This is a genomic window from Acinetobacter sp. Ac_3412, assembly GCF_013072675.1.
GTDB classification, from domain to species: Bacteria; Pseudomonadota; Gammaproteobacteria; order Pseudomonadales; family Moraxellaceae; genus Acinetobacter; species Acinetobacter higginsii.
Map to the genome: position 1 here is coordinate 149,165 of NZ_LXUJ01000010.1, position 22,006 is coordinate 171,170.

Genomic DNA, 22,006 nt, shown 5'->3' on the forward strand with positions numbered 1-22,006 from the left:
TTAGCTACTTTGATGAGCTTTGTTGAAGGCTATTTCTCAATAGTTGTTTTTGTATCTAATTGAATTTATATAATAAATATTATTTTACTAAAGACGTTGGTAAACTGTTTTTTGAAAAAATGATAACTTTTGTGTATTAAATGCTAATTATTTTATGAGCAAAGGCGTTATTTTAACTTTTATATTATATAGCCAAGGTGTAAATGTGGTATATAAAAAAATTACAGTATCCGATTATCGGAAGATAAATAAAGGAAGTGAAGTTAAAGTAAGTAAAAAATATCTGAATTATAATTTATTTTTTTTACTGGTCATGTGCTTGTGGAATTCAAATATTGGCTATGTTTTTCTGTTTTTGTATTTTGTGAATTATATTTTTGAGAAAATGAGTGATTACTACTTTTTGGTTGGATTTTCTTTGTTATTTAGCTTTGGCTTGATTGTTTCTATTTCCTTTTTAATGTTTATTGTTGAGCTTTTTTTTTCGTCAAAATAATTTTGAATTTATCATATAGGGGAATAAACAGGACTTTAATCGGTCTTGATATGTTTTAAATTTTTGCACCAAATTGAGGCGGTGTGTCGTCATTTTAGCGCTTTAAAATAATTAAAAATTTTTTGAAAATAGTCAGTATTCATAAATATGAAATAATGTAGATGATAAAAATGAAATTTAAAAAATATAAAAATCTAATTGTTGAATAAAAAATCACTTTTAACTCTCCCTTTCGTGAAGAGACTTTTGCAATCTTGAAACTTTCCTTTAAATGATAAGTTTTTTTATAGAAATGATAATTTTTTTATTGAATTTTAAAGTAGATTTTGAGCATTATCTGTGATTGATATCACAAAAAATGGATTTTTTGCCGCATTAGTATGAAAAATGGAAAACTGGATTATCGTTAATTTTTAAGGTCGATTAAATAATGTACTTGTGTAACTGGTTTTTTGATTCCTTCTCTGAGGTGGGCTTTTAGATATGATATGAGTGGGGAGCAATGGTTTTGAGTCATCCTAATCAGGTTAAATTAATATCAAGTTCGATGCTTAATTTGTTGATTAATTTTTGTGTAAAAAATAATCTTAAAAATGTAAAATATTTGAGTGATTATAAAACAAGTGAACTGATTCCAATCGGGGAATGGATTGAACTATTAGAGGAAATTAATCAAAAACAGACTAAACCAACACTTGGACTAGAAATATCAAAATATACTCAACCTAAACATCTTGGTATTTTAGGATATATTACTTCATCATGTGAAAATATATTAGATGTATTAAATGTATTTATAAAATACCAAAGGCTATTTTGTGAGGCTAAGCCTGCAAAGATGTCTATTTCCGATCAGTTTATTGTCATTCGGTGGGGATTTGACCCTTATCTTAAAAATAATCATTTGGTAGATGAATTATTAATGGGGGTTTTTTATACACTTTTAGATCAATTAGTACATCCGAATAGAATAGAAGTGAAAAAAGTCAGTTTTAGTACAGAGAAAACCAAATTTTTTTATAACTACGAAAATTTTTTTGGCTGTCCTATCGAGTTTGAAAGTGAAGATGTTGAAATATATATTTCCATGACAAGTCTTGATTTAGAAGTTTTCAATGCTGATCCTGTGTTAAATGATATTTTAATTAAGCAGGCAAATGTATTGCTGTCAAAACGTCCTAAGCTTGATCTTTTTGATGAGTTAATACAGAAAACAATTATTCAAGCTGTAAGTAAGGGGAATATCAGCGTGGAGGAGGTTGCAAATAAATTGGGCTTACCAGCTCGGATATTTCAACTGAAATTAAAGCAGCAAGGATATACCTTCAAAGAAAGATTGAATCAGGTCCGTAGAGATTTAGCTTTTGATTATCTTGCCGATCTCAATTTGAGCATTCTGGACATCTCAATGCTATTGGCCTACCAAGAACAAACCTCGTTTATCCGAGCATTTAAGTCATGGACTGGGATGAGTCCGTTACAATATCGGAAGAAAAAAATCTTAAATCATCGTTCGTGATTCTGGCCTATTCTTACTGCAATGTTGTTGTGCAGGAAGTACAACTTTAGGTCATCTAGCCAATGCTTGTCCTAATCATCACTTAGCAGTACAACGGATGAGAGCATTTTAGGTGTCTTAAAAATTCTATCCATCCATTTACATTTATTTAAATGCAAGTGATAATCAATATTATTTGTGTCGTTTTATTGAATTGAATGAGATATGTTCCCTCAATCCTCCTCGACAGCAGTTGACTCATCGTCGTTCTCCACAGGGCGACGTCATGCTGCTGTCAGACTCTAGTCAATTAGGTTTGCAGTCTGAATGATTTGGCGTATGCTGCAAGCGCTTTATTGAAGCTTAATTTTTATTATTTTTTATATAATTAAAACGTCGATTATTTTAGGACCTCGTTTAGGTTGCTGATGATTTTTATCTTCCGGTGAAGTTTATGTCCCAATCTCCCTCTCAAACAAAGGTGATTAAGCCTCTTGTACTGGCTATTGCTTTATCTATGTATGCCTTGACCATACCTGTTTATGCAGATAATACCAAGGTTGTTCTGGCAAACACCGTCACAAAAGTACCGACCGTACAAGACACATTGTCTAAGACCAATGCTCAGAATCAAATTTATCAAATGACGCCAATTGTTGTACAGGCGGATAAGGAAGATACCATCCAGTTTGGTCAGAGTGTGTTAAATCAAAAGGCCATTGACCGTTATCAAGCCAACAATGTTGCACAATTGCTGGACCATATGCCAAGTGTGGGTTCGGCAGGTTCACCGCGACCAGGTGGGCAAACCATTAATATCCTTGGTATGGGAGGTGTTGAGGATGTTCCGATTACTTTGGATGACTCGGTCAAAAGTTTTGATAAATATCGACAAGGTTCAGTTTTTATTGAACCCGAACTGTTAAAAAAAATTACGGTCGATAAAGGTCCACATAATGTTGAGGTTGGAAATGGTGGTTTTGGAGGGAAAGTCACCTTAGAAACTAAAGATGCCACTGATTTATTGGTTGATGATAAAAATATTGGGGCTTTTTTGAAATATTCGCGATTTTCCAATAATTCACAAAATACCTATACAGGTGCTGTGTATGGAAAGAGTGAAAATGGTGTCGTTGATGGGATGTTCTACTATACCAATCGAGATAGTGGCGATGTTCAACGCCCTGATGGCAGCAAGTTTTTGTATTCTGCACAGCAGCAGGATACTTATTTGGCCAAACTCAATTTTCATCCGACAGACAGCCAAAAAATTAGTTTGAATGCGATGCAAAGTGGGCATAAGGGCTGGGAACCATTTGCGGCAATGCGTGATCAAGATGCCGTTCCAACAGAAGCGGATATTAAAAAATATGGATATGAGGAGGCATGGAAACGTCGTTTGGTCTATCGCGATCAAAACGATAGCAGCTATTCAGTTGGATATGAATTAAATCCTGAATCAAACCCCTATGTAAATTTGAAGGCTACAGCATCGTATTCAAAGACCGATCAACATGATCAGAGATTACCGAGCGTGACTGGATCGGCAGCTACACTGGGCAATGAAAGCTGGGTAACTTATACCAATACAGCGTTTAAGCTCAGTAATATCAGTGATATTGTAACTGATTATGGTACGCATAAATTAAAGGTCGGGGCTCAATATCAGAAGATGGAGCAGAACTCACTCATCTATGATAAGAACAACGCCAAAAAACCAGACTATAATTTTGGTTATTATGAGCCAAATTATATGCCTTCAGGCAAACAGCAAATGTTGAGTGCATTTGTAGAAGATCAATACCAGATTGATAATCTCACGATTACACCATCGCTTCGCTATGATCATATTACCAATACAGGTCATCCAAACCGAGCATCACGTTATAATGATCCGAGCGCAGGGCATGATTATTCCAGCAAGACCTATAGCGGCTGGTCACCACGTTTGGCCTTGGCGTGGAAGCAAGCAGATTATCTCACTTGGTTTGCCAATATCAGTAAAACATGGCGTGCTCCTCGTGTCGACGAGCAATATTATGTGCAATCGGCAATGACCTCTGTACCATCAACCAGTCGCTATTTATTGCCTGAAAAGATGTTGGCGATCCGTTTGGGCAATGAAATGAATTTTGATGATGTTTTTTCAGAACAAGACCATCTGCAAGTCCGGTTGACTTATCACCATAATCGGGGTGGCGATGAAATTTTCCGAAATCGATCAACCTTCTGTAAGGCACAAGCAGAAAATAATGCCAATGGTGGAAATGGCAGCATTAATGACTGTAATGGAAACTATAAGCATGGCTTTTACCGTAATGTCACTGACTATACCATCAAAGCCTATGAGGCCGAGATTTTCTACAATCAGCCGACTTGGTTCACAGGTTTAACCTATTCTTATATCCGTGGTCAACGTGATAATTCACCTGTAAACCCATGGTTTGAACAAAAAACATGGATGACGGATATCCCTCCGAAAAAAGCAACAGCAACCTTAGGTGTGAATGTGCCTGAGCATCATTTAACAATGGGCTGGCGAGGGATATTTGTTGCTAAACAGGATCGTAGCCTGTCTGATAATGATAAATCGATTGCAGCATCCTCTTTTTCATTACCCAAAACTAAAGGATATTCACTGCATGGTATTTATGCGGATTGGCAACCTGTTGGAGATAAAGGGCCTACTTTAAATTTCTCAATCGACAATTTATTTAATCGAGACTATAAGATGTATTTAGGTGAATATATGACCGGTACAGGTCGTGATTATAAGCTCAGTATTTCACAGCGATTCTAGTGGTCGTAAAGAGTCGTATTTAGCGTGAATTTTAGCATTTATCCAGCGGGTACAGATGTGAAGGAGTATCTAAGCATCTGTACTTTTCATTTAGAATATAACAATGTCCTGATATGATTAAATATTTAAATTTTCACTAAATGATAATTTTTTAATGCTTTGCTGTTAATTTTTCAGTGAATGCTTTTTATACAATAAAGGGAGCTTTTTGCAGAGCATTGATAATGAAAAAATGGATTTGCTTGACCTGTGGAAAGTACAAAAAAATTGACCCAGATAATTTGAAAACAGGCCAAATTGTTTTCTTTTATCAGTTTAAAATTGATGCAGAAGAAATTCAGAAAATAATAAAACACGGCATTATCTTAAAACGGAAAAACAAAGTTTTAACCATATTGGATGAAGGAGAAATTTTTTACTTACTTGATCGGGATGTATATCCGATCGATGCACCTGTTGACTTTATTTATAATATGTTCGGAAAATGTAGCTGTTCCCTCTATGACTAATAAGAATAATAGTATTTTGATATTAAATAATATTATTGGGGATGACTGGGATCAAAAAAGGAACTACTTAGTCGCTTAATGCTGGATGTAGTTTGTGCCGTAATCGCGGAATTGAAAAATCTAAAAAGAGTTTTGTTGCCAATAAAATATTTTCTCGTGTTGGTATAAGTGCATTCACTAAAGATGCTTGAGGTGACCATGGCGAATCAGGTTTAAAGACATTTACAAATTGGCCAGAATTCAGTTCATGAGCACATAAATACCAGGGCAGAATAGCAGCCCCCATGCCTTGTTGCACAGCCGATTTGAGTACCGACATATTGCCACAACTGATATAGGGTTCGAGCAACACGGTGTTTAAGTCGTTATTTTGATTGGTGAATATCTGAGAGATCAGGTTCTTTTGCACTCCTAAAGCAATGAAATTTAAATGTTTGAGTTGTTCTGGATACTCAATTTTTTCTTTATCACTCATATAAGCCTGACTGGCAACCAGTATCATCGGTAAATCGCAGACAGGGCGAATAATTAAACTCGAGTCATTGAGGAGTTTGGAGGAGATTCGAAAAACCAGATCGACTTGCGCACTGATCAAATCAATATTGTGATCTGATGTGTTGATGATCAGGCGTATCTTAGGATATTTTTGTAAGAACAAATCAAGAATAGGCAGCAATGCTTCTTGTGCAAAGGTTGAGGAACATCCGATTCTTAATGTTCCTTTTGGGTCACCAGCAAGGTCTGTTGCAACCGCAAAAGCATTTTGTGCGGCCTGTTTTAATGCTTTTGCATGAATATAGACTTCTTCACCTGCTGGCGTCAGAACAACATTGCGTGTATTGCGATGCAATAAACGAACACCAATTCTATTTTCCAGTTCTGCAATATGTCGACTGAGTTTAGAGCGCTGTACGCCTAAATCACGTGCCGCAGCTGAAAATCCAGCATGCTCGACCACCTCAACGAATAATAAGAGATCATCCAGTTTTTGCATGGCGGCCCAATCCATTATTGTTGCTAATTTTAGGACAGTATATTGTGGATTTTGTGGGTTTTGTCAGAGGCCTGAACTTGTTAGATTGATCTCCGTGAAATCTATGCAGGGTTTGTCGGTGAGCACGTTTAAAAATCAAATAATTAGGGCATTTTTGAGCTATAAATTTTTTGTAGCATTATTGCTGTCATTGCCTCTAAGCCCTGTTTTTGCGAAAGATAATGGGATTGCTGTAGATCAATCAATCTATCGGAATCGTGCTGTGTTAGCGGATTTTACCGCGGCATCCTGTCCAGATAATCCAAGAAGCTTAACGCAAGTCAGAGGTAATCTGTACCGACATACTACGGGTGCAGGCTTAGCCGTACATAGCGGTTTAGTTTTGATCACTAAAGAAGGTGCTTTGGTGATTGATCCAGCGATGACCTGCACATCGACATGGCTAAAAGATGAAATCAAGAAACGTTTTGATGTGCCTGTAAAATATGTGGTTTATACCCATGCACATGCGGACCATATCAGTGGTGGGCAGATCTTTAAAGCAGATGGTGCAACTATTGTTGCCAATCAACGTAGTCTTGAACCGATCGTGGGGGAAAAGTTAGCCACAGCATTACCAGATCGCGTTTTTGATCAGGACATGAAAATTAGTTTAGGGGGCGAGGAGGTTTTATTACATTACGTTGCACCGAGCCATTCAGACAGTATGGTCATGGTACTGTTTCCAAAATATAAAGCACTGCAATGTACCGATGTGTGTGAAAGTAAAAGCATGCCATACAATGATTTTTTAGATTTTTATTACACAGGCTGGATTGATACCTTGGATTGGGTGATCAAGCAAGATGTCGATTTTATTGATGTTGGACATTATAGCCCTGCCACACGTGAAGATCAGATCGCATTGCGTCATTATATTGTCGACTTGCATCAACAAGTTTTGGATTTGGTTCGTGCAGGACAGTCGTGGGATCAGCTCTATCGTAATGTCAAATTTAGCCCCGAAGTTCAGAACTGGATTGGTTTCAGTACGATGAAAATACCGAATATTCAAGGCATGTATCGTTGGGTAGCCAATCATCGTCGGGGGAACTGGTAGCCATATGACCAGATAAAATAAGGGCTTTTCTGTTGAAGCAGGAGTTTGTATCGAGTCTGATGATTTGGTCTGAATAGGCAAATTCATGTGATGCATTATGCTGAAATGTAAAACCAGTGATGGAATTGATTTGGAACGCGTCTGAACAACAGATGAATGAGTGTTAAAGTGTTAGAAATTAAAGATTTAGAAACGTTTATATATGCTGTTGAAAACTCTTCTTTAACTGTAACTTCAGAAAAGCTAGGTATTGATCAATCTACGGTAACCAAACGCATCAATAATATTGAGAAAAAACTAAAAGGAAAGCTATTCAATCGTAAAAGCCGACCTTTGCAGCTTACGCATTTGGGAGAGCAGGTATACTTTAAAGGTCGTTATATCCTCGAGCAAATGGAACAATTAGAGTATTTTCATCAGCAAGAGGTTCTTCCAAATCAAGAAAAAGTGAGCATCGGTGTTCCAATTACCTTGGTGGATGATCTCTCTGAATATATTTATGAAAGGTATAAGCACGACCATTATTTGACAGGTGTTGAGATACAAAGTGGTTGGGGGCGAAGTCTAATTCAGCGAGTCGCTGAGAGTGAGTTACCGCTTGCCATTGTGATGATTCCTTCCAATCTTAATCTTGCGAACCATTTATCTTTCTTGAACATTGGGACTTTACCTTTAGTCGTGGTTTCGGCCAGAACTGGCGTGAAAGAACATACCAGTTTGGAGCGATGCAGTAAGAAAGGTTGGGTGATCCACCCTGAAGGATGTTGCTTTAGAGAATGCTTAAATAAAGAACTAAAGGAACGAAAGTTGTTCCTATATGCCAATAAAGAAATCTTCGGGATAGAACCGCAGTTACACAGTATTTTAAATGGAGATGGTTTGGGGATTTTTCCAAAGCCGTTTATAGATCAGCACTCGGCATTTAACTCTGACCTTGAAATTGTGGCGCTCGAAGATTTTAATGTTAGTGTTAATGTAGGCATTATTTATGCTGATCAGCGTCATTTGAAAGAAGTGAATTATTTCGCAAAAATTGTGAAAGAGCGATACTTCTAGCCAGTTAGCATGGCAAAGATTGGACTTGCTCTTTTAAGAAAAAAGCTCAAATGCTGCAAATGGGGGGATAAGATTTAAAGCAATAAGCGTAAGCACACATGTTAAGATAAAGCATCAAAATTAAAAACAAGCTAGGGCTTGAGCATGAGAAGAACATTAGGTTTGATGTCTGTTCTGATCGCATCAACGGGGATTTTTGCAACTGAACTACCAGTGGAACAGCAGGGTGAGCGAGTTGCTCCTATTCATTCAGCAGTACAAAAAAGCAAGGATTCTTTGATTAAACAGTCTACGAAAAAAGCAGATATTGATGAAGAAGTTGATACTCAGGCTTTGAAATTAGGTGGGATTCATCGTCGAGAAGATGCTAGACAATACCTTGAGTTAAAAAATGAAATAGAAGAGAGCCGTGAACAGCCCGATGATAAAACCAAAAATCAGAAAGAAATATCCAATGTGATGACACAGAAGTAGATTTTATTTGATGTCTGGGGACAAATTAATTCTGTAGCTATCAAGCTGTTCACGCCAGTGCCATAATCACCAGATAATTTTTCATTTCGCTGATGCTGGAGTGTCCGATTAGCACTGAGAAGGAACTCAAATGAGCAGAAATTATTGGGAAGAAGTGTATCAATCTAAACAAGCTGACCAAGTGAGTTGGTATCAGCAACACCCAAGTAAAACAATTGAGTTGATGCAATCTCTGGATGTGCCGTTGCATGCCAAGCTGATTGATGTGGGCAGTGGCGCCTCTCTCTTGATTGATCATCTGCTGGAAGCTGGATATCAATCTTTATATGTGCTTGATTTATCCGAAACTGCATTAGATACAACCCGTGTAAGGTTAACTGCAAAGAGCTTAGACAGTCGCCATGTGCATTGGTTAGTTGCAGATGTGTGTACGGTTGCACTTGCGTCTCAATTTTTTGATGTGTGGCATGATCGTGCGGTATTTCATTTTATGTTGACAGAGATACAACAGGAACAATATTTACACAATCTACGTCAAACATTAAAGCCAAGCGGATATCTGATTTTGTCTACTTTTGCTGAAGATGGGCCAACACAATGTAGTGGCTTAACGGTAGAGCGTTATAGTTTGGCTAAGTTGAGTCACAAACTGAACAAGGATTTTATATTGCTACATCACGAGATAGAGCTACATATTACCCCTTGGGGCACAGAGCAAAAATTTCTCAATACGATCTGGCAATTCAGAAACTAATATTTTAAAAGATCTACCGCTCATTTAAATGATGACGAGAGGTGAATTATTTTGAAACGTTTTAAACGTAAATGTAACTCGATGGTTAATTAAATATTAACGGAATTTATAAATTAAAAGTTAATTTCAATGGCTTAGCGGTTTAAACAATAAAAAGATAATACTTATAACTCTTGTTACAACGATTTTATCGACAAGTTCTCGAAAATTTCCCATAGTCCTATGAACCTATAGATATTGGGAGAACTGTTATGGATAAGATTACAGTCATCGTCAAGGACCAAGAAGAAAACGAATCGATTGTCGTTGCACAGCTGAATGATTTAGAAGACCGTGATATTCCTTTTTTTAAACGGGTTGAACATATTGAAGTAGAAGGAAATATCATTTTTCCAAATATTGACTTACTTTTTGAAAGTGATACTGACGGTAAAATTTATAAGTTGGTTGCACCTGTAAATGACAAAAGATTTATCTGAATTTAAACCGATGATTCAACTTTATAAAAAGGCCCACTGATGCAATTGCAATCGGTGGGTTTTTATTTGAGAGTATTAAAATAATGTACAAGTTGAAGCGTATTTAAGTTGAAAAATAAAGAGCTTGTTGAGTGAGATCATGGAACAAGCTCTTTTATAGCAAGGTCATATTGAATCGATATGTTTTTATCAATGAATGGGGTTAAGACCTTTAACAATGTCATTAAACTCTGAACCATTTAACCAAAAAGATTTCTTTAAAAAAAGTGTGGTCATAATACTTTCTGCGGCTTCACTATTTTGGTTGTCACAAAATAGTCCGTAGCTATCACCTAACACAGTATTGTTCTCGATCAGGCGAATAAAGAAAGCATGTTGTTCGTCAGCATAACCAAGAATAGCATCACGTCGATTGTTCATTTTTCATGTCTCCACATCAAAAATATTTGAATAAAACCTAACTGCTGAGAGATCAAATAGATTAATGAATTAGATCAATGGCTTAACATTTTTTAACTGAGTAAAAAATAAGATAAGTCATTCATTTGAAACATTAATTTTAGTTTGTCTTATACATCCTTGTCTAAGTTAAACAAGCTAAAATCTGATCTATGGATTCATTGTTATGCAAAATTAATTGTACGTCAACTTGAATTTGTAACTTTTTCAAGTTAAATTATTTGAAAGTATTTTAAGCTTGGGTAGGGGGAAGTTATGTCCAAAAAAACTGAATTTGAGCATGGAGGGGCAAGAACCAATGCTGGGCGGAAGGCACAGTTCACTGAGCCGACCAAAGTCATCCGTGTTCCCGAATCTCAAGTTGATTTCATCAAAAATTGGTTACTGAATAATGTCAAAACGGGTACTCAAACTGATTTGACGACATCAATGAAAATACAGAATGTCCAAGCCAAGAATGATCGACTTTATCACATTCCACTGGCAACGGAACGTGTTGCCGCCGGTTTTCCGTCACCTGCCCAAGACCATGTAGAACAAGCTTTAGATTTAAATGAATTTTTAATTCGTAACGAAAATTCTACTTTCATTGTGAAAGCAAATTCACTTTCAATGTTAGATGCAGGCATTGATATCGATGATCCTTTGGTGGTAGATCGTAGTCTTCCTGCCAAATCTGGGGATATTGTAATTGCCTTGATTGACAATGATTTTACCGTGAAGCGTTTAATGGTTGATCACCATTTCAGCCCACCTAAAGTGTGGTTAAAAGCTGAGAATCCTGACTACCAGAATATTTATATTAGCGAGGGACAAGAGTTACTGATCTGGGGTGTTGTGACCTATAACCTGAAACCGATGAGATAAGCCCATGAGTCTGCCACAACGTATTTTTGCTTTGATTGATGTAAATAACTGCTATGTTAGTTGTGAGCGCGTGTTTAATCCAAAGCTGGAAAATCGTCCTGTGGTGGTGTTGTCCAATAACGATGGTTGTGTGGTTTCCCGTTCTTATGAGGCGAAACAGCTCGGTATTCGGATGGCTGTGCCTTTTTTTCAGATTGAAGAGATTATTCAACGGCATCAAGTCGAAGTTTTTTCAAGTAATTATGCCTTGTATGCGGAAATGTCGCGCCGTTTCATGAATATATTGGGCAGCTTTGTCGATCCATGCGAGCAGGAAGTGTATTCAATAGATGAATGCTTTCTAGAGTTAACCGCCTATCAACAAAGTTATGATCTTACTGCTTATGCGCATCAGATTTTAGATACCGTCAAAAATTGGTTAGGCTTGCCGTGCTGTATCGGGATTGGTTATTCCAAAACTCAAGCAAAACTCGCCAATAATCTCGCCAAAACCCATGCCTGTTTTAATAGTGTCTGTAATATCGTTGCTGAAGATCCCTGCGTGATTGAAGATTTGTTGCAGCATATGCCCGTAGGGGAAGTGTGGGGTGTGGGTCGTAAGATTCGACAACGTTTGGAAAAAATGAATGTCTACTCGGTGATGGATTTGCTGCAAGCAGATGCAAAAATGATGGGAAAGTATTTTTCAGTGCTGATGGAAAATACCGTCAAAGAATTACAAGGTATGGCTTGCTTAGAACTTGAGGATGTTGTGACAGACCGTCAACAGGTGTTGAGTAGTCGTTCATTTGGACAGCCGATTCAGGAGAAAAGTGATTTAAGTGGCGCACTGACTGAATTTAGTTTACGTGCCATAGAGCGCTTACGCCATCAGAAACTATTATGTAAGGCGGTTGGGGTAAGTATTCGTACTAACCGCTTTAATAAGGATCAGTATTATCGACCTTATACGGTCGTCTATTTGCCTGACTACAGTGATGATCGTTTAGAGATTATCAAAGCGGTACAGCAGGGGCTTGATCGCATTTTTCAAGCTGGGCATCGTTATAAAAAAGCGGAAGTGATCTTGTTAGACATCATTCCGCAACATAGTCATGCTGTTGATTTATTCCATGATACTGATGAACTGATTGCTCGAAGAAATCTTTCGATAGCATTTGATGGAATTAATGAAAAGTTCGGACGGGACACCATGACGTTGGGGCGTTTAATCACCCCTCATGGGCGGGCATGGCGCATGACACAAAATCATAAATCACCAAGTTATTTGACTAATTGGGATCAAGTTTTAAAGATTGGATAATGATTTTGTATAGATGGGTGGTTAATTGGCACTGAGCTGAGATGGGAATACCGCGACCAACAGATCAATGGCTAAACGCGTTTTAAGTGGCATATAGCTTAAAGCAGGCCAAACCACATGAATCGGGAAATCGACACTGGAAAACTCTGCCAATACCTGAACTAAACTGCCATCCTGTAGTTCTTTATGAATCAGCCAGTCAGGAAGCCATGCAATTCCTTGATCTAATAACACTGTATTTTTAATCGCCTGCATATCATTTAACAGCAATTTTGCTTTGGGTTTGATGGCATACAGTTGTTTGTTTTTATCTTGAAGATGCCATTTCGGTGGGGACCCAGAATAAGGATAAGCAATGGCCGTGTGCTGTTGTAGATCATCCAAGTCCTTCACTGTGCCTGATTGCTGTAGATATTTGGGTGTGGCACAGAGTAGCATCCGATGATCGCCTAGCTTTCTCGCAATCAAATGATGGCTATCTGGTAAAGCACCGATACGAATAGCTAAATCAAAACCATCTTCGACCAAATCGACAGTTCGGTCATTAAAAGAGAGTTCTACCTGCAAATCAGTATGCTGTTGTGCCAGTTCAATCATCATTGGGGCAACATAGAGTTGTCCAAACAGAACTGGGGCCGAAATTCTTAATAAGCCCGTTGCACTGATTTTACCCTGATCCAACAAGCTTTCAGCAGCATGGATTTCTGCAATAGCACGCTGACTGTGCTCATAAAACAGCGTACCTTCGGCTGTTAAGCTGAGGGTTCGAGTAGTACGCTTAAATAAAGTTACGCCCAAAAGTTGTTCTAAACGCGCAATGCTTTTACTCACCGCCGAGCGGGTCAGATGTAGTTGTTCAGCAGCATTGCTAAAGCTTCCTGCCTCGACCACCGTCACAAAGATTGAAATCGTACTCAGCTCAGTTTGCATGATTGTAGAATTTTTGGAATCAATTGATTGAAATAGTATCACTACTGGCGATTAAAATGTAATAGTAAGATAGCTCCATCAAGATATGGAGAACAAACATGGCGAAAGTGTTGGTATTGAAATCAAGCATTATGGGTGATCAATCACAGACGAGCCGTTTGATCGATGCATTCTTAAAACAACGTGCAGAAGCAGGCGTACAGGATGAAGTGATCATTCGTGATTTAACCACGCTTAACTTACCTGTACTGGATGCTGAAATTTTCCATGCGCTGCGTGGTGCAGAACACGTTGCAGCGCCGATACAAAAGATTGTCCAGTTATCGGATGAGTTGATTGCAGAACTTAAAGCAACGGATCTATTGCTGATCGGTGCGCCGATGTACAACTTGAATGTGCCAACACAGTTGAAGAACTGGTTCGATTTGGTTGCGCGTGCTCGCCACACTTTTAGATATACCGAAACTTATCCTCAAGGTCTGGTTGAAGGTGTCAAGGCAATCGTGATGAGCAGCCGTGGTGGTATTCACCTTGGACAAGCGACGGATGCAGTAACGCCTTATCTACAGTCTGTTTTAGGCTTAATGGGGATTCATGAGGTGCGCTTCGTTTATGCGGAAGGTCTGGATATTCCTGCTTTAAAGGTGGATGCATTAAAAGATGCGCATCTAAAAGCCCAGCAAGCTGCTGTTTAAAAAAATACCCCTTACTACTGAACTTGGTAGGATCGGACAAGCAGGGTGCCTGTTTGTCCGATTTTTTCATATTTAGATGAAATAAGGTTGATCGGCATCTGAGTGTGGTTTATTGAGCCCTAAGTTTTTTCTAGAGGCTAATGCTGGTGTTTGAATAATTTTAACTACGAAGGCAGCGACGCTTTTACGTGAGATGACCGTGCCTTTAAAATGCTCATGGCGTTCCGTTGTTTCATAGTCAATCTCATCTTCATCCATGAGCCACGCCGCACGTAAAATACTATAATCCAGGTCAGAGGCTTCTAATAAATCGGCTGCTTTACGATATGGGCCAAGGTATTTGCCGATTTCATTGCGATTCCATTCACCAAATTTACCTTCAACTTCATCATAGATGCCTAAGGAGTTGATCAGAATAATACGTTTAACCCCTGCGCCGTGCATGGCGTCAATGATATTCCGTGTTTGTTGTTCTAATTCACCGGCAAGGTTGGCGTAAACAATATCTTGCCCTTGTACAGCCTGTTTTAATTGTTCTAGATTCAAAACATCTGCTTCAATGACTTTTGCATTGCTCGGCAAATCAGTACCTAATTTTTTTGCATCACGGAGCAATAGCGTTTGAGTCAATTTAGGCTCGTTGGCTAACATGTTAATGACCCATTGAGCAATTTGACATGATGCGCCAAGAATTAATACATTTTTCATTTTGAACTACCTTTATTTCACTTTTTCATTAAAAGAAAACACATGTGAATGTTATTTTCTTGATCTTTGATGATTTTATTTAAGCTTAAAAATACGAAACGGATTGACCTGAAATGCTCAGTTGTTTGCCTAATTTGATGAGCTTGTCGTTTTTTGCAGTATCTATAAAAAAAGCCTCATCGAAATGAGGCTGATATAACTATCATGATTGAATTAGCGAATATTCTTCCACCACTGTTTAAACGGTTGCTGTTCATTATCCAGCTCAACCAATTCTCCAATCATCGGTGTCGCAAGGCGATATTTTCTGCTTTTTGAATATTCAACAATGCGGGTAATCGGTTCATACCAAGCATGCTTGGCCAAACTGAATTTTGAATGATGTACGGGAATCATATTACGTGCATTCAGTTCTTCAGTGGCTTGGGCAACCTCATCAGGATGGCAATGCACTGAACGCCAAGCGGCGTCATATTGCCCATTCTCCATCAATGCCCAATCAAAGGGACCGTATTTCTGTCCAATCTCGACAAAGTGCTTGTCATAACCACCATCACCCGTATAGAAAATCTTTTTATTCGGGGATTGAATCACGAAAGAAACCCATAAATTCTTACCACCATCAAAGGCACGTCGTGAATCATGATGGGTGGTTTCAGTGATAATGCTAATCCCATCATCAAACTCGATTCGATCACCCCAATCTCGCTCGATCAGTTTATTTTTGGGATAACCCCAGTATTCAAAGTGTTCACCGACGCCTAGACCAGTAATCACGTATTTAACTTTGTCTTTGAGTTTAAGTGCCGTTTCATAATCTAAATGGTCATAGTGATCATGCGAAATCAGCAAATAATCAATCTCAGGTAAATCCTCAACCCGATAGATATCAGTCCCTTTATAGGCGCGTGTGCCCCAAGGGAAAGGAGAGGCTTTGCCACTCATAACAGGGTCGATCAAAAAGGTTTTACCATGCAACTGCATAAATACCGATGAGTGTCCAAACCAGATCATGACATCTTGTTTCGGATCAAGAGTAAGTAGATTGGTTTTAATGGAAGGAATGGGATCAATCGGATTACGATCAGGAATGGTTTTAATAAAGGTTTTATAGAGTTCAACTGCAATACTAGAGTCTTCGCTCATGCCTGATTTTTCAATTAAATTTCGAAATTGACCTTGGCGATAGTTGGGAGAGCTTTCAATGACTTGTAGTCGTTCACCAGAAGGGATTTTACCGAATAAGGGTTGTTGTGCATATAAAACACTCGCTGCAATAAGCAGGGCCACGGCGATCGCAACAAAAAGAATAAGCATAAATGGAGTCAACCTTTTCATTTGAGCATTCGATACGATATTAATAAAAACTAAAAGCGACAAAATGATGAAATATTGTCTAAAAGTCGATGAGTGAAAACTTGCCTATTGTTATTGAATATTTGCCTAAACGAACGAGAATTGAATGTGTATTGATGTGATTGAGCAAAAGGAAGTCATTTAGCGGGGCTTGGTTTATGCTAGACTATGTACGGTTACAGTGTTGTAAATCACTGTGCATCAAGACAACGAGTAGGTAACATGATCGGGCAGCAAAGAAACATATTGGCAACTTTGGGGATTGATGTTTGGATTCCTAGAGAGGTGGTATGTCAAAAAAATACTGCACCGAGCTTATGGCGGGATCAAATTGTTGAAGAAACTTCACAGCCACTGACACCGATATTAGATGTCGTACCAACGCCAAAAGAAATTCAAGTTGCATCGCGACCAACATTAGCGATCGCCGAAAAAGAAATTCCTCAGCCTACAGAAATTATTGCCAAGCCTATTGTAAAAGAAGCTGTTGTTGAAAAAGAACAGATTGTTATTACAACGCAGATTCAGGCATTTGAACTGCAAATGTATGTTTTAGAAAACTGTGCCATTTTGTTGGAAAGCAGTCAGCTCAGCGATGCACAAAGGCAGCTCTGGCAAAATATTCAAAAGGCACGATTGGGTCAATACGCAGAGTTGAAATGGCCATTTCCCTTGGCTGCATTTCAAGAGAGCAGAGGACTGCCATCTTATATTCAAGGCTTTCTGGATGCGACCGCAAGCGGCAGAAAGATATTATGCTTAGGTCAACTGGACTTTATTCAGCATTCTAATATATTACATTTAGCGAGTTTAGAAGAAATGCTGGCTCAACCTGTCTTGAAAAGACGATTGTGGCAGCTCATGCAATAAAGAACGGAAATCGAATCATGAAGAAAGTCGTTGTATTCAGCCAAATAGATCAGGACGTGATAGCGCAGTTACAGCAAGATTATCAAGTGGTGGTACTCAATCCAAAGCTTGGTGATATCAATGAACAGATTCGGACCGAAGTGGTTGATGCTGATGCCATGATTGGCGCAGGGCGTTTACTTAATGAAAGCAACTTAGCACCTGCACAAAAACTCAAAGTCATTTCTACGGTGTCGGTTGGCTATGACAACTACGATGTTGACTATCTCAATCAAAAGAAAATTTGGCTTGCCAATACGCCACACGTTTTAACGGAAACCACAGCCGATCTAGCCTTTAGCTTGTTACTGAGTGCCGCACGTAAGATTCCACAATTAGATGCTTGGACTAAGCAAGGGCAGTGGAAGCGTACCGTTGCGACGGAACAATTTGGGGTAGATGTTTTCGGCAAAACCCTAGGCATTATTGGGCTGGGGCATATCGGAGCCGCCATCGCCCGTCGTGGTTTTTATGGTTTCAATATGAATATTTTGTACCATAATCGCCGTGAAAAGATTGAGGTGGCTCAGGCCTTCAATGCGCAGTATCGTGATTTAGATCAGTTATTGCAGCAATCTGATTTTATTGTAGTGGCTGTTGACTTAAATAGTGAGTCAAAAGCATTGATTGGGGCCGAGCAATTTGATTTGATGCAAAAACATGCTGTCTTCGTCAATATCGCGCGTGGCTCGGTGGTGGATGAACATGCATTGATTGAAGCATTGCAGCAAAACAAAATCTTTGCAGCGGGTTTAGATGTATATGCCAAGGAACCACTACAAAGTTCTCCATTATTTGAGCTAGCAAATGCGGTGACTGCGCCACATATCGGTTCGGCAACTGCTGAAACACGTCAGAAGATGGTCAGCCTTGCTTATCAGAACCTGATTGATGCATTAGAAGATCGCACACCTCGCTATTTAGTGAATCCGAAATTCGAATAATTGCTTACAATGCTGATCATTTAATTGCTGCATTATTGTGCAGGCCCATCTTTTTAAGTTGATTAATATTGGTACACTTGCGCCCTTTGTGACTTCGTCTTGGGGCGTCTGGTGTTTGAAAAATTAGCTGAACAAAGTTTGGGCTTAATGGGTTGGGAAATTGACAATCATTGGGATTTAAATATTGATCAATGTGTCATGATTGCTGCCCCGCATACCAGCAACTGGGATGCTTTATATGCGCGTTTGGCGTTAAAAGCCTTGGGTGTTAATGTGCGCCTGACCATCAAAGACAGTTATATGAAATTGCCATTTGGTCCTTTTGTTCGTGCCATGGGGGGGATTGGCATTGATCGTCGTGCTAAGCATGAAGGTCAAGAACGTCCAAGTATGGTTCAGTTGATGAGTGATTTATTTAAGACGCATCCTAAGTTAGTCATGCTGGTGACTCCAGAAGGAACACGCGCTAAACAAGAGCAATGGAAAACTGGTTTTTATCATGTGGCAATAACAGCGGGTGTACCGATTGCACTTGCGTATATGGACTATGCCAAGAAAAAAACAGGTGTAGGAAAAATTGTTTATCCTACAGGGGATTATGAAAAGGATATGACCGAGATCATGTCTTTTTATGCCACGATCAATGCGAAATTCCCAGAGAAATTTAGTGTAGATCAGCGTTACGTCGCGGCAGAGTAATTCAGTCGATTTCAAAAATCATAAAGTAAGGCAGGATTTTCCTGCCTTTTATAACACTTTGTTGCAAATTTCTCCTTTTTTCAATGCTATATTAAATTTCTTTATTAAAATCATAGAGAAACCACTTGAGATCGTTCCTGCTCGCCTGTGGCCTTTTCGCCACAACTCAACTGAGTCACACTGAGGTTTTTTTGCCTGCGCATAGTGCTGGGCAAACAGAAGTGCCTGAAATTGGCAGCGGTATAGGTTTACTCGATCAACAAAAAGAAAAATTTATTGGCGAAAAAGTCTATCGTGAAGTACATCGTCAAATGCCAACGTTGCAAGATGCATGGTTGGGGGATCAGTTCTTGCAGGTCTTTTCAGGTATTTTAAGTCAGACCCAACTTGGTCAACCGATTGGCTTGGTGATTATTAAAGATCCTCAAATTAATGCCTTTGCCGTTCCTGGTGGTTTATTTGCATTGAATACAGGTTTGATTACTTCAGCTAAAAATCTAGATGAGATTGCTGGGGTTATGGCGCATGAGATTGCACACGTTGCACAGCGACACTATAGCCGCTCTCAAGAAGCATTTAAGGGGCAAGGTTTGCTTGCATTGGCGGGGATTCTTGTTGGGGCTGCCATTGCATCTCAAGCCGATGGCAATGCGGGTGCAGCGGTAATGATGGGGACTCAAGCGGCATTGATGGATAAGCAGTTGAGTTATAGTCGTAATCAGGAACGTGAAGCGGATCGTATCGGCATGCAGTTTATGTATGCCGCAGGTTATAACCCACAGAGCATGGCAGATTATTTTGAAACCATGCATCGTGCCACCAGTCGTGTTAGCTTTTTACCAGACTTCTGGTTTACCCATCCTTTAACCACTGAGCGGATGAGCGAAGCACGTTTACGTGCCAATCAATTACCGAAAGTGAAATCAAAAATTTACGATCTCGATTTTGAAATTTTAAAACTCTATACCTTAGTGGTTTCAAGTCAGGCCACTGAGCTTCAATTACAGTCACTGGCAAATCAGAAAAATACAGCTGCACAATTGGCATTGAGTAAGTTCTATCTTGAACAAGGTGACTACGCACAAGCACAAGCCAATTTGGATTTAGTGAAGCCGAAACTCAAGAATCATGTGCTGATTCCTTTGATCCAAACTGATATTTATTTGGGCCAAAATAAGTTAGATCAGGCCTATGCCACAATTAATCCGATTCAAAAGACCATGCCGGAGAATAGAGCCTTGTCCTATAAGTTGGCGGAAGTTCTGATTCGCCAAGGGCAAGTTGCACAGGCACAAACTTTGGTACAACGCTTTATCCACAAAAACCAACGTGATATAGAAGGCTGGCAATTACTGCAACAAGCCACCAATTTAGATAAGAGTTCACCTTTACAAGCAGTCAATGTATTGGGTTATCGTGCAGAGGCAGAGTACTGGTCGGGTTACGAAGAAAATGCAATTAAATCGATGTTACACGCACAACGGTTGGCGAAAGGGAATCTAGCCATGTCAGCCAAGATTGATGCGCGTTTAAAACAGATGCAAGATGAACGCCGTATGCGACTGTAATCGGCTTCCTTAGCTGATATTTACTGAGACGTATTCAGTTTAGAAAGAGTAATAACGATATGGAAATCAAACTAGAAAAATTTCATAGGCATGACTTTAAGCTTTATTACCAACTGGTTGGAAATGAAAAAGTTATGGCGATGATTACAGAAAGAGCGATTCCTGAAGAAGAGGCGATGAGAGATTTTCAGTTACTTATTGTCAATAATCGATTACATCCGAACTTTGGTCATTTTAAAATATTAGATGTGAATACTAATGAATATATAGGCTTAGCGAAATTGGAAATCAAAAAATTGAATGACAATGAGGTTGAGTTGGGGTATATGCTTTTACCAAGTTATTGGGGAAAAGGTATAGCTCGTAAAGTTAGTCAACAGTTACTGAGTGATGCCAAAAAACAAAATTCAATTCATCGGATATTTGCAATTATTGACCCTAACAATATCGCATCACGTAAAATTTTAACAAGTCAGGGATTCATTCATACAGCGTTCAAAGATTATGATGGGCTTGCTGGTGAAATACTTGAACTAAAGCAGAGCCTTATTTAACTTATATCAAACCATAAAACTTAAAGACGACTTATATTTATAAAACTGAGGGGAAAATTGTTATGATCAAAGGGCAATGTTTGTGTGGTGCTGTACAGTATCAATATCATGGAGAAATTGAAAACAGCATTTTATGTTATTGCAGTCATTGCCAACAGGCACAAGGTTCAATTGCGGGGTGGAACAGCCCGATTGAGCAAAGCAAATTTGAGTTAATTTCAGGGCAAGAGCAACTGAAAGAATATTTTCATACAGTTAACAAGGCGCGTGTATTTTGTCAAAATTGTGCCAGCCCGCTCTATTCTTATCGAAAGGATTTGCCTGATGTACTTCGTTTACGCCTAGGCACTGTGACAGAAGGTAATATACCCGCACCGAAGGAAGAATTTTTTCTGGAGCATAAACCAAAATTTATTGAATTAAGATAAGATGACGTGCGTAAGCAATTGCTGAGAAGTTAGAACATTTATGAAGAAAATTTTAGTTTTTATTTTTGCGATCAGCAGTGTGGGGATCAGCTCAGCAGCATCGATTGAGCAATATGCAAACTCAGTGGATAAAATTCGTGGTGTATATGCGCAAGATATCCGCAGCTTTTTACGAAGTCTGAATCCACAAACGTCACAATTTACGCCTGAGCAGCAAGCAAAGTACTGTCAGATTAATCAGCGTTATATTCAGGATATGTCTGATGCGATTGAAAAAAATCGCTCATCATTACCAGCGCAATATGCCAGCATGAGCAAGCAAGATTTAATCAAGCAGGTGGTTGAATCAAAAGAAATGCAAATGCTTGCGAAATATAATGTTCAGTGTGATTTTAAATAATAAAAAGACCTTGGGTTCATTGTTGAA

General features: G+C 38.8%; 24 protein-coding genes. 19 read left to right on the plus strand and 5 right to left on the minus strand.

Annotation, left to right across the window (positions count from 1 at the left end):
- Window positions 1-154 precede the first annotated feature (154 nt).
- The 4 genes from A7P54_RS12525 (at window position 155) to A7P54_RS12540 (ending at window position 5,303) form a co-directional block, all read left to right on the plus strand.
- Complete coding sequence (locus tag A7P54_RS12525; protein WP_005202551.1) at window positions 155-496, plus strand: hypothetical protein; 342 nt, start codon at window positions 155-157, stop codon at window positions 494-496.
- A gap of 502 nt (window positions 497-998) precedes the next feature.
- On the plus strand, window positions 999-2,015 hold the full coding sequence (locus A7P54_RS12530; protein WP_171549776.1) for an AraC family transcriptional regulator: 1,017 nt from the start codon (window positions 999-1,001) through the stop codon (window positions 2,013-2,015).
- Between the two features lie 433 nt (window positions 2,016-2,448).
- On the plus strand, window positions 2,449-4,794 hold the full coding sequence (locus tag A7P54_RS12535) for a TonB-dependent hemoglobin/transferrin/lactoferrin family receptor (protein WP_171549777.1): 2,346 nt from the start codon (window positions 2,449-2,451) through the stop codon (window positions 4,792-4,794).
- A gap of 224 nt (window positions 4,795-5,018) precedes the next feature.
- Window positions 5,019-5,303 carry a hypothetical protein gene (locus A7P54_RS12540; protein ID WP_171549778.1) on the plus strand — a complete coding sequence of 95 codons (285 nt, stop codon included), beginning with the start codon at window positions 5,019-5,021 and terminating at the stop codon, window positions 5,301-5,303.
- Between the two features lie 67 nt (window positions 5,304-5,370).
- Here A7P54_RS12540 and A7P54_RS12545 read toward each other — a convergent pair whose 3' ends face one another.
- A complete protein-coding gene (locus A7P54_RS12545; RefSeq protein ID WP_171549779.1) occupies window positions 5,371-6,297 on the minus strand; it encodes a LysR substrate-binding domain-containing protein in 927 nt (308 codons plus the stop codon).
- Window positions 6,298-6,415: 118 nt separating this feature from the next.
- Between A7P54_RS12545 and A7P54_RS12550 the strand changes: the two genes are divergently transcribed.
- The 5 genes from A7P54_RS12550 (at window position 6,416) to A7P54_RS12570 (ending at window position 10,159) form a co-directional block, all read left to right on the plus strand.
- Window positions 6,416-7,396 carry an MBL fold metallo-hydrolase gene (locus tag A7P54_RS12550; protein WP_171549780.1) on the plus strand — a complete coding sequence of 327 codons (981 nt, stop codon included), beginning with the start codon at window positions 6,416-6,418 and terminating at the stop codon, window positions 7,394-7,396.
- 156 nt (window positions 7,397-7,552) lie between these two features.
- Window positions 7,553-8,452: a LysR family transcriptional regulator gene (locus tag A7P54_RS12555; protein ID WP_005202562.1), complete on the plus strand. Its 900-nt coding sequence runs from the start codon at window positions 7,553-7,555 to the stop codon at window positions 8,450-8,452.
- A gap of 144 nt (window positions 8,453-8,596) precedes the next feature.
- Window positions 8,597-8,926 carry a hypothetical protein gene (locus A7P54_RS12560; RefSeq protein ID WP_171549781.1) on the plus strand — a complete coding sequence of 110 codons (330 nt, stop codon included), beginning with the start codon at window positions 8,597-8,599 and terminating at the stop codon, window positions 8,924-8,926.
- A 130-nt stretch (window positions 8,927-9,056) separates the two neighbouring features.
- The gene (locus tag A7P54_RS12565; RefSeq protein ID WP_171549782.1) at window positions 9,057-9,680 is read left to right on the plus strand and encodes a class I SAM-dependent methyltransferase; all 624 of its coding nucleotides are present in this window, start codon (window positions 9,057-9,059) and stop codon (window positions 9,678-9,680) included.
- Between the two features lie 251 nt (window positions 9,681-9,931).
- A complete protein-coding gene (locus A7P54_RS12570; RefSeq protein WP_005202565.1) occupies window positions 9,932-10,159 on the plus strand; it encodes a hypothetical protein in 228 nt (75 codons plus the stop codon).
- A 189-nt stretch (window positions 10,160-10,348) separates the two neighbouring features.
- Here the strand turns inward: A7P54_RS12570 and A7P54_RS12575 are convergent, their stop codons facing one another.
- A complete protein-coding gene (locus A7P54_RS12575; RefSeq protein ID WP_004652770.1) occupies window positions 10,349-10,579 on the minus strand; it encodes a hypothetical protein in 231 nt (76 codons plus the stop codon).
- A gap of 294 nt (window positions 10,580-10,873) precedes the next feature.
- On the opposite strand from A7P54_RS12575, the gene umuD reads away from it, so the two are divergent.
- On the plus strand, window positions 10,874-11,485 hold the full coding sequence (gene umuD / locus A7P54_RS12580) for a translesion error-prone DNA polymerase V autoproteolytic subunit (RefSeq protein WP_016163161.1): 612 nt from the start codon (window positions 10,874-10,876) through the stop codon (window positions 11,483-11,485).
- Between the two features lie 4 nt (window positions 11,486-11,489).
- Window positions 11,490-12,788, plus strand: coding sequence for a Y-family DNA polymerase (locus A7P54_RS12585; RefSeq protein ID WP_171549783.1), 1,299 nt, complete (start codon window positions 11,490-11,492; stop codon window positions 12,786-12,788).
- Window positions 12,789-12,809: 21 nt separating this feature from the next.
- On the opposite strand, the gene A7P54_RS12590 is transcribed toward A7P54_RS12585, so the two are convergent.
- Complete coding sequence (locus A7P54_RS12590; protein ID WP_171549784.1) at window positions 12,810-13,718, minus strand: LysR family transcriptional regulator; 909 nt, start codon at window positions 13,716-13,718, stop codon at window positions 12,810-12,812.
- A 98-nt stretch (window positions 13,719-13,816) separates the two neighbouring features.
- Here A7P54_RS12590 and A7P54_RS12595 point away from each other — a divergent pair, with 98 nt between their 5' ends.
- Window positions 13,817-14,413, plus strand: coding sequence for an NAD(P)H-dependent oxidoreductase (locus A7P54_RS12595; protein ID WP_171549785.1), 597 nt, complete (start codon window positions 13,817-13,819; stop codon window positions 14,411-14,413).
- A 72-nt stretch (window positions 14,414-14,485) separates the two neighbouring features.
- On the opposite strand, the gene A7P54_RS12600 is transcribed toward A7P54_RS12595, so the two are convergent.
- Both A7P54_RS12600 and A7P54_RS12605 read right to left on the minus strand, forming a co-directional pair.
- Entirely contained in the window at window positions 14,486-15,121 is a 636-nt protein-coding gene (locus A7P54_RS12600) for an SDR family oxidoreductase (RefSeq protein WP_171549786.1), read from the minus strand.
- Window positions 15,122-15,334: 213 nt separating this feature from the next.
- Entirely contained in the window at window positions 15,335-16,438 is a 1,104-nt protein-coding gene (locus A7P54_RS12605; RefSeq protein WP_171549787.1) for an MBL fold metallo-hydrolase, read from the minus strand.
- A gap of 261 nt (window positions 16,439-16,699) precedes the next feature.
- Between A7P54_RS12605 and A7P54_RS12610 the strand changes: the two genes are divergently transcribed.
- The 7 genes from A7P54_RS12610 (at window position 16,700) to A7P54_RS12640 (ending at window position 21,979) form a co-directional block, all read left to right on the plus strand.
- Window positions 16,700-17,347, plus strand: a complete 648-nt coding sequence (locus A7P54_RS12610; RefSeq protein ID WP_171549788.1) for a hypothetical protein — start codon at window positions 16,700-16,702, stop codon at window positions 17,345-17,347.
- Between the two features lie 17 nt (window positions 17,348-17,364).
- On the plus strand, window positions 17,365-18,330 hold the full coding sequence (locus A7P54_RS12615; RefSeq protein ID WP_171549789.1) for a D-glycerate dehydrogenase: 966 nt from the start codon (window positions 17,365-17,367) through the stop codon (window positions 18,328-18,330).
- Window positions 18,331-18,441: 111 nt separating this feature from the next.
- The gene (locus A7P54_RS12620; protein WP_004808338.1) at window positions 18,442-19,029 is read left to right on the plus strand and encodes a 1-acyl-sn-glycerol-3-phosphate acyltransferase; all 588 of its coding nucleotides are present in this window, start codon (window positions 18,442-18,444) and stop codon (window positions 19,027-19,029) included.
- Window positions 19,030-19,154: 125 nt separating this feature from the next.
- The gene (locus A7P54_RS12625; RefSeq protein ID WP_171549790.1) at window positions 19,155-20,597 is read left to right on the plus strand and encodes a M48 family metalloprotease; all 1,443 of its coding nucleotides are present in this window, start codon (window positions 19,155-19,157) and stop codon (window positions 20,595-20,597) included.
- A 59-nt stretch (window positions 20,598-20,656) separates the two neighbouring features.
- On the plus strand, window positions 20,657-21,151 hold the full coding sequence (locus tag A7P54_RS12630) for a GNAT family N-acetyltransferase (protein ID WP_171549791.1): 495 nt from the start codon (window positions 20,657-20,659) through the stop codon (window positions 21,149-21,151).
- A 62-nt stretch (window positions 21,152-21,213) separates the two neighbouring features.
- Window positions 21,214-21,579: a GFA family protein gene (locus tag A7P54_RS12635; RefSeq protein ID WP_171549792.1), complete on the plus strand. Its 366-nt coding sequence runs from the start codon at window positions 21,214-21,216 to the stop codon at window positions 21,577-21,579.
- A 40-nt stretch (window positions 21,580-21,619) separates the two neighbouring features.
- Complete coding sequence (locus A7P54_RS12640) at window positions 21,620-21,979, plus strand: hypothetical protein (protein ID WP_171549793.1); 360 nt, start codon at window positions 21,620-21,622, stop codon at window positions 21,977-21,979.
- Window positions 21,980-22,006: the final 27 nt, after the last annotated feature.